Source organism: Actinospica durhamensis (genome assembly GCF_018139695.1).
GTDB classification, from domain to species: Bacteria; Actinomycetota; Actinomycetes; order Streptomycetales; family Catenulisporaceae; genus Actinospica; species Actinospica durhamensis.
The window spans coordinates 1-6757 of sequence record NZ_JAGSOG010000375.1; the positions used below are offsets into that span (position 1 = coordinate 1).

The window sequence follows — 6757 nt, forward strand, 5'->3', positions numbered from 1 at the left end:
GCCCGATCCCCACCGCGTACGCCGCCGGAGCCGGCGCCCCGCTCGGACCCGGTCCGGCCGCCGCGCCGGCCGCGCCCACCCACGTGAGCGGCAAGCCCAGCGGCTACCCGCCGCAGCCGGTCTTCCCGGGCCCGCAGCACCCGCCGGTGCGCAACAACCCGGCGCCGCCCCCGCGCGGCGCCTACGCCCCGCAGTCCGCGCAGTCCGCCTACCGCCCGCCGCAGCAGCGCGTCATCCACCCGCCGCAGCCGCAGAGCCAGCAGCGCCCCGTCGTCGGCCCGCAACCGCTGCGCCAGGCCCCGCGCCAGCCCCGCCCGGTCAGCGCGTACGAGCCGAAGTCCGGCATCGGCTGCCTCGGCAAGATCGCCATCCTGCTGATCGTGCTCGCGCTCGCCGCGCTGATCGGCGTGAAGATCGGCGACCGGATCGCGCGCAACCACACCTCGGGCAACAGTTCCGGTGTTTCGATCATCGTGCCGTGGAACGGATTCCGTGGGTCTTCCCACTGAACGACGGCCGCGCCGTTAGGGTGAGTTCGTCCCGCCGGTAGGCCCCAGGGGAGCGAATTCGTGACGCGCAGGATCGGCAGCCGATACACCGTGACCCGGGTGATCGGCCGAGGCACCTGCGGCACCGTCTGGGCCGGTCGCGGCCCGGACGGAGCGGTCGCGATCAAGCTGCTGCACGACGACCTGACGGCGGATCAGACCCTGATCGCGCGCTTCGTGCAGGAACGCACGGTCCTGACCAGCCTGCGCCACCCGCGCATCGTGGGCGTGCGCGACCTGGTCGTGGACGGCAACGACCTGGCCCTGGTGATGGACCTGATCTCCGGCTCCGACCTGCGCGAGCGGCTCGAGCGGCGCGGCCCGCTGGCCCCGGCCGAGGCCGTGTCGGTGTGCCGGGACATCGCCGACGCGCTCGCCGCCGCCCACGCCCGCGGCGTGGTGCACCGCGACGTCAAGCCGGAGAACGTGCTGCTCGACGAGAGCGGCGTGGCCCGGCTGACCGACTTCGGCATCGCCCGCCTCGTCGACGGTCCGCGCCGCACCCGGGCCACCCGGATCGTGGGCACCCCCGACTACCTCGCCCCCGAGGTCATCGAGGGCTGCCCGCCCACCCCGGCCGTGGACGTCTACGCCCTGGCCACGGTGCTGTTCGAGCTGCTCACCGGCTGGAGCCCGTTCGGTGGCGGCCACCCGGGCGCGGTGCTGCGCCGGCACGTGACCGAACCGGCCCCGCGGGTGCCCGGCATGCCCAAGGGCCCGGCCGACCTGCTCGAGCGCTGCCTGGCCAAGAGCCCGGCCGTGCGGCTGTCCGCGGCCGAGTTCTCCGCCCAGCTCGCCGCCTGCCTGCCCGCGCTGGCCGGCCTGCCGCCGCTGCGCATCGCCTCCCCGCGCGGGGACCGCCCCTTCACCGACCCCGACGTGATGACCCACGCCGGCGCCGTCCCGCTGGTGGCCGCCGCCGCCGACGCGCTCGGCGACGACGCGCGGGTCACCCACGTCAACCTGATCCGCGCCATCCGCGAGCCGCTCGGCCCGGACCGCCCCGTCGCCGAGCCCGAGCCGCTCGACCTCGGCCCGGCCGAGCCGGCCGAACCGCTCCCGTCCGCCGCCCCGCCCGGCCCGGACGGCCCGGGCGAGGCCGCCCTGCCCGGCCAGCGCCCCGGCGTACGGCGGCTGCTGGCCTTCTTCGGCATCGGCTCGGCCCTCGTCGGCGCCCTCGGCTACACCCTGAGCCAGGACGGCGGGGCAGGCCCGGCCGGCTCCGACGCGGCCCAGCGCGGCGCCACCCAGACCGCCACCGGCGCCGCCGCCGCGGTGAACGGCAGCCTCGAGGCCATCCCGGTCTCCGGCGAGTTCGGCTTCGCCACCCTGGCCGCCCTGCCCGCCCCGGCCGCGCACGCGGTCGGCGCCGTGCAGTTGGCCTACGCCGGCTCCACCCTGTACGCCGCGTCCACCGGCTCGGACGGGCTGCTGCGGATCGCCGCGGTGCCGGGCGGGAGCTCGGGTGGGGCTTCCGGCTCGCCCGCCGGGATCTGGTCCGTCGTGCCCGGCCTGAGCAGCTCGGTCCAGCCCGCCCTCGTCGGCCGCCACGACGGCACCCTCGAGCTCTACGCCACCTCACCCGGCGGCCTGGTCGCGCGCAACGTGCTCACCCCCGGCGTCGGCTGGGAGGGCTGGAGCTCCCTCGGCACCGAGCACGTGGCCGGCCCCCCGGCCGCGGCCGCGTACGCCGCCGACACCGTGGTGATCGCCTCGTCCACCGACCAGACCCTGCTCGAGGCCGTGCTCAACGCAGACGGCGGCTCGGCCGGCTGGCAGCGCCTCCCGCAGGCCGGCCCGATCCTCCCGCAGCTCGCCCTGACCTCCCACGGCACCGCCCTGGCCGCCTACGTCGTGCGCGCCTCCGACGGCGCCACCCTGCGCGTGTCCAACGACGGCGGCGGCTGGCAGGCCGCCTGGCCCACCGGCGCGGCCGGCCAGCCCGCCACCGCGTACGCCGCCGACGGGCGCCCGGACCTGTTCGTCCTGTCCGCCTCGGCCGGCGTCCAGGTCTTCCAGCCCTCCGGCCGTGACCTGCACGGCACCATGACCTGGCTGCCCGCCGGCGTCCCCGCGGCCGGCCCGCCCGGGGTCGCCGAGATCCCCGGCGGAGGCGTCGTGCTGGCCGTCGCGGCCGCCGACGGAAGCGTCGGGGTGTACCGCACCGCGCGCTGACCGGGCGACGGTCGGGCGCCGGTGGGAAACCAGATGGCGCGCGTCGCATAAGCTAGGTAGCTGTGTCGGTAGACCTTGCAGAAGAGCTCAAGAACCTCAAGTCCACGATGGCCTCGATCGAGGCGGTGGTGGACCTCGGCGCGCTGCGCGGCGAGATCGAAAGGCTCAACCAGGAGGCCGCGGCGCCGGACCTGTGGGACGACCAGGCCAAGGCGCAGCAGGTCACCAGCCGCCTGTCCTACCTGCAGGGCGAGCTCGGCCGGGTGGAGGGCCTGCGCCGCCGCCTCGACGACCTCGACGTCCTCTACGATCTCGGCCAGTCCGAGAACGACGCGGACACCCTGGTCGAGGTCGAGGCGGAACTGCCCCGGGTGGCCAAGGCGGTCTCGGAGATGGAGGTGCGCACGCTGCTCAACGGCGAGTACGACTCCCGCGAGGCGCTGGTGACCATCCGCTCCGAGGCGGGCGGCGTGGACGCGGCCGACTTCGCCGAGATGCTGCTGCGGATGTACCTGCGCTACTGCGAGCGCCACAACTTCCCGACCGAGGTGTACGACACCTCCTACGCCGAGGAGGCGGGCATCAAGTCCGCTACCTTCCAGGTCAAGGTGCCCTACGCCTACGGCACCCTGTCCGTGGAGCAGGGCACCCACCGCCTCGTGCGCATCTCGCCCTTCGACAACCAGGGCCGGCGCCAGACCTCGTTCGCCGGCGTCGAGGTGCTCCCGGTGGTCGAGCAGACCGACCACATCGAGATCCCCGAGGACGAACTGCGGATCGACGTCTACCGCTCCTCCGGCCCCGGCGGCCAGGGCGTGAACACCACCGACTCCGCCGTCCGCCTGACCCACCTGCCCACCGGCATCGTCGTCTCCTGCCAGAACGAGCGCTCCCAGCTGCAGAACAAGGCCTCCGCCATGGCCGTCCTGCAGGCCAAGCTGCTCGACGTCAAGCGCCAGGAGGAGCAGGCCAAGATGGACGCCCTCAAGGGCGACACCGGCGGCTCCTGGGGCAACCAGATGCGCTCCTACGTGCTGCACCCGTACCAGATGGTCAAGGACCTGCGCACCGAGTTCGAGACCGGCAACACCTCCGCCGTCCTCGACGGCGAGATCGACGGCTTCATCGAGGCCGCGATCCGCTGGCGCCGGCAGAAGTAACCCGCCGCGCCACCCCCGCACGCGACGACGGCCGCCGGATCCCCGCGATCCGGCGGCCGTCCACGTTCTTCCACGTTCTTCGTTCGTCCGGCTTGGTTCGTTCGTCCGGCTTGGATCTCCGGCTTCGTTTCTCCGGTTCCGCCACGGCGGATCCCGGCCCCCGGCGCGGTTTCCCGCCCCCGCCACGCGCCTATGCAACAAGACGGTCACAACCGGCCGCTGAATCTGCCCTGCGCCGCGCGGGTCAAACCGCGACGCGCTGCCGATTTGCCGACAGGGCGCCGGTTTCGGCGTCAGCTCACGGTAATGCCGTGGTCACGCGGGCCCCAAGCCCCAGAACGTGACCGGAGTCACATCGGGGTCAGGCGAAGCGGGCTTCCAGGGCCAGCGCGGCTATCAGCGCGGCCAGGACGGCAAGCACCATCCACACCGTCACGTTTACCCCGTTGCGCCCGTATCCATACTGGTCACGCGTGGCGCGGCAGACCGGACAGCGTCCTTCGGACACCCTCCCGGCGCAGTTGGCGCACACCAGGTCGTCTCGTCGCATCGTCTCCTCCTCGTTACGTGGACTAACGCCCTGGCACCCCCATCCGTTCCCTCCTACCCGGGCCGCGCGCCCTACACTCCAGGGAAGTTCGCGCAACTCCCTCCGGCGGGGGCGGCGTTCCTCACTACACTGCCGGATGTGATGCAACCGTGATTAGCTTCGAGAACGTCAGCAAGACGTACCCGGGTCAGGAGCGTCCCGCGCTGCGGAACATGTCCCTGGAGATCGAACGCGGCGAGTTCGTGTTCGTCATCGGCTCCTCGGGCTCCGGCAAGTCCACCTTCATGCGGCTGATCCTGCGCGAGGAGCGGCCCACCACCGGCCGGGTCATCGTCGCCGGCAAGGACCTGTCCCGCCTGTCGAACTGGAAGCTTCCGCAGCACCGCCGGCTGATCGGCACCGTGTTCCAGGACTTCCGCCTGCTGCCGAACAAGACCGTGTTCCAGAACGTGGCGTTCGCGCTCGAGGTCATCGGCAAGCCCAAGAGCCACCTGGTCAAGGTGGTGCCCGAGGTGATCGACCTGGTGGGCCTCGGCGGCAAGGAAGACCGGCTGCCCAACGAACTCTCCGGCGGTGAGCAGCAGCGCGTCGCCGTCGCCCGCGCGTTCGTGAACCGTCCGATGGTGCTGATCGCGGACGAGCCCACCGGAAACCTGGACCCCGAGACCAGCGTCGGCATCATGAAGCTGCTCGACCGGATCAACCGCACCGGCACCACCGTGGTCATGGTGACCCACGACCAGGCCATCGTGAACCAGATGCGCAAGCGCGTGCTCGAACTCGACCAGGGCGCCCTTGTGCGCGACCAGGCCCGCGGCGTCTACGGATACGTCCGCTAGGCCCTCGCGCGCCCGACGAAGCAGACCCGACCAACCCTCGGCAGGGATAGAACCGACATGCGGATCCAGTACGTACTCCAGGAAATCGGCCACGGCCTGCGGCGGAACCTGACGATGGTGATCGCGGTCATCGTGTCCACCGCCGTCGCCCTGACCATGCTCGGCGCCGGCCTGCTCATGCTCGAGCAGACCAAGGCCATGCAGGGCTACTGGTACGGCAAGGTCGAAGTGGCCGTGTACATGTGCAACACGAACGACGTCGGCCACGCGACCAACTGCACCAGCGTGATCACGGCGGCCGAGTCGGCCGCGATCTACACCAAGCTGCACGGGACGCCGTACGTCGAGAACATCATTCCGGAATCGCAGGCGCAGGCCTACCAGCACTACGAGCAGGCATACGGCAGCACCGCCCTCGGCCAGACCGCGACCGAGCAGGACATGGAGCAGAACTTCCGGGTCAAGCTCAGCGACCCGAGCAAGTTCCAGGTGGTCCAGGACTCCGTCGGCAACATGGTCGGCGTGGCCTCGGTGGTCGACGAGCAGCAGCTGCTGCAGCCGCTGTTCACCTTCATCCACATCGCCGAGTACTCGGCGGCCGGCGTGGCCGCGGTCATGCTGGTGCTGGCCTTCCTGCTGATCTTCAACACGGTGCGCCTGTCCGCGTTCAGCCGCCGCCGCGAGACCGGCATCATGCGGCTGGTCGGCGCGTCGAACTTCTACATCCAGATGCCGTTCCTGCTCGAGGGAGCCGTGGCCGGCCTGCTCGGCGGCGCGCTCGCCTCCGGCGTGCTGATAGCCATCAAGGCGTTCTTCATCGACGGCATCGTGGCCCCGCACCTGAGCTCGATCCAGTTCATCGGCTGGCGCCCGTTCGTCTTCATCGTCCCGCTGCTGCTCGTCGTGGGCATCATGATGTCGGTGGCGGCATCGGTGTTCACGCTGCGTAAGTACTTGCGCGTCTAAGGGATACTTGAAGCATGGTCAAGGAGCGCGGGCAGAAGGTCATCGCCCGGAACAAGAAGGCGCGGCACGAGTACTTCATCGAGGACACCTACGAGGCCGGCGTCGTGCTGACCGGCACCGAGGTCAAGTCCCTGCGGGAGGGCCGCGCCTCCCTGGTCGACGGCTTCGCCCAGGTGCGTGACGGCGAGGTGTGGATGCACAACGTCCACATCCCCGAGTACAACCAGGGCACCTGGAACAACCACGCCCCGCGCCGCCTGCGCAAGCTGCTGCTGCACCGCTCGGAGATCCAGAAGCTGATCGGCAAGAGCAAGGAGACCGGCCTCACGCTGATCCCGCTCGAGCTGTACTTCAAGGACGGCAAGGCGAAGGTCGAGCTGGGCCTGGCTCGAGGCAAGAAGGACTACGACAAGCGCCAGACCCTGCTCGAGCGCACCATGAAGCGCGAGGCCGAGCGCGACATCTCGGCCGCGCGCCGGCGCCCGCGGTAGACGGCCGGCTCCCCGTCCCGGCCTAACC

General features: G+C 71.5%; 6 protein-coding genes and 1 pseudogene. 6 read left to right on the forward strand and 1 reads right to left on the reverse strand.

Going from position 1 to position 6757, the window contains the following annotated elements:
* The 3 genes and pseudogenes from KDL01_RS37780 to prfB form a co-directional block, all read left to right on the forward strand.
* A pseudogene (locus KDL01_RS37780) lies at nt 1–509 on the forward strand (hypothetical protein); the annotation flags it as partial.
* A 60-nt stretch (nt 510–569) separates the two neighbouring features.
* Complete coding sequence (locus KDL01_RS46880) at nt 570–2723, forward strand: protein kinase domain-containing protein (protein ID WP_212533525.1); 2154 nt, start codon at nt 570–572, stop codon at nt 2721–2723.
* Between the two features lie 62 nt (nt 2724–2785).
* Nucleotides 2786–3883, forward strand: coding sequence for a peptide chain release factor 2 (gene prfB / locus KDL01_RS37790; RefSeq protein ID WP_212533526.1), 1098 nt, complete (start codon nt 2786–2788; stop codon nt 3881–3883).
* Nucleotides 3884–4244: 361 nt separating this feature from the next.
* Here the strand turns inward: prfB and KDL01_RS37795 are convergent, their stop codons facing one another.
* A complete protein-coding gene (locus KDL01_RS37795; RefSeq protein ID WP_212533527.1) occupies nt 4245–4433 on the reverse strand; it encodes a hypothetical protein in 189 nt (62 codons plus the stop codon).
* Nucleotides 4434–4582: 149 nt separating this feature from the next.
* Here KDL01_RS37795 and ftsE point away from each other — a divergent pair, with 149 nt between their 5' ends.
* From ftsE to smpB, 3 genes are read left to right on the forward strand one after another with little or no spacing between them, the layout of a single operon-like run.
* Nucleotides 4583–5272, forward strand: a complete 690-nt coding sequence (gene ftsE / locus KDL01_RS37800) for a cell division ATP-binding protein FtsE (protein ID WP_212533528.1) — start codon at nt 4583–4585, stop codon at nt 5270–5272.
* A gap of 57 nt (nt 5273–5329) precedes the next feature.
* Nucleotides 5330–6238, forward strand: a complete 909-nt coding sequence (ftsX, locus tag KDL01_RS37805; protein WP_212533529.1) for a permease-like cell division protein FtsX — start codon at nt 5330–5332, stop codon at nt 6236–6238.
* A gap of 14 nt (nt 6239–6252) precedes the next feature.
* Nucleotides 6253–6729, forward strand: a complete 477-nt coding sequence (gene smpB, locus KDL01_RS37810; RefSeq protein ID WP_212533530.1) for an SsrA-binding protein SmpB — start codon at nt 6253–6255, stop codon at nt 6727–6729.
* Nucleotides 6730–6757 lie beyond the last annotated feature (28 nt).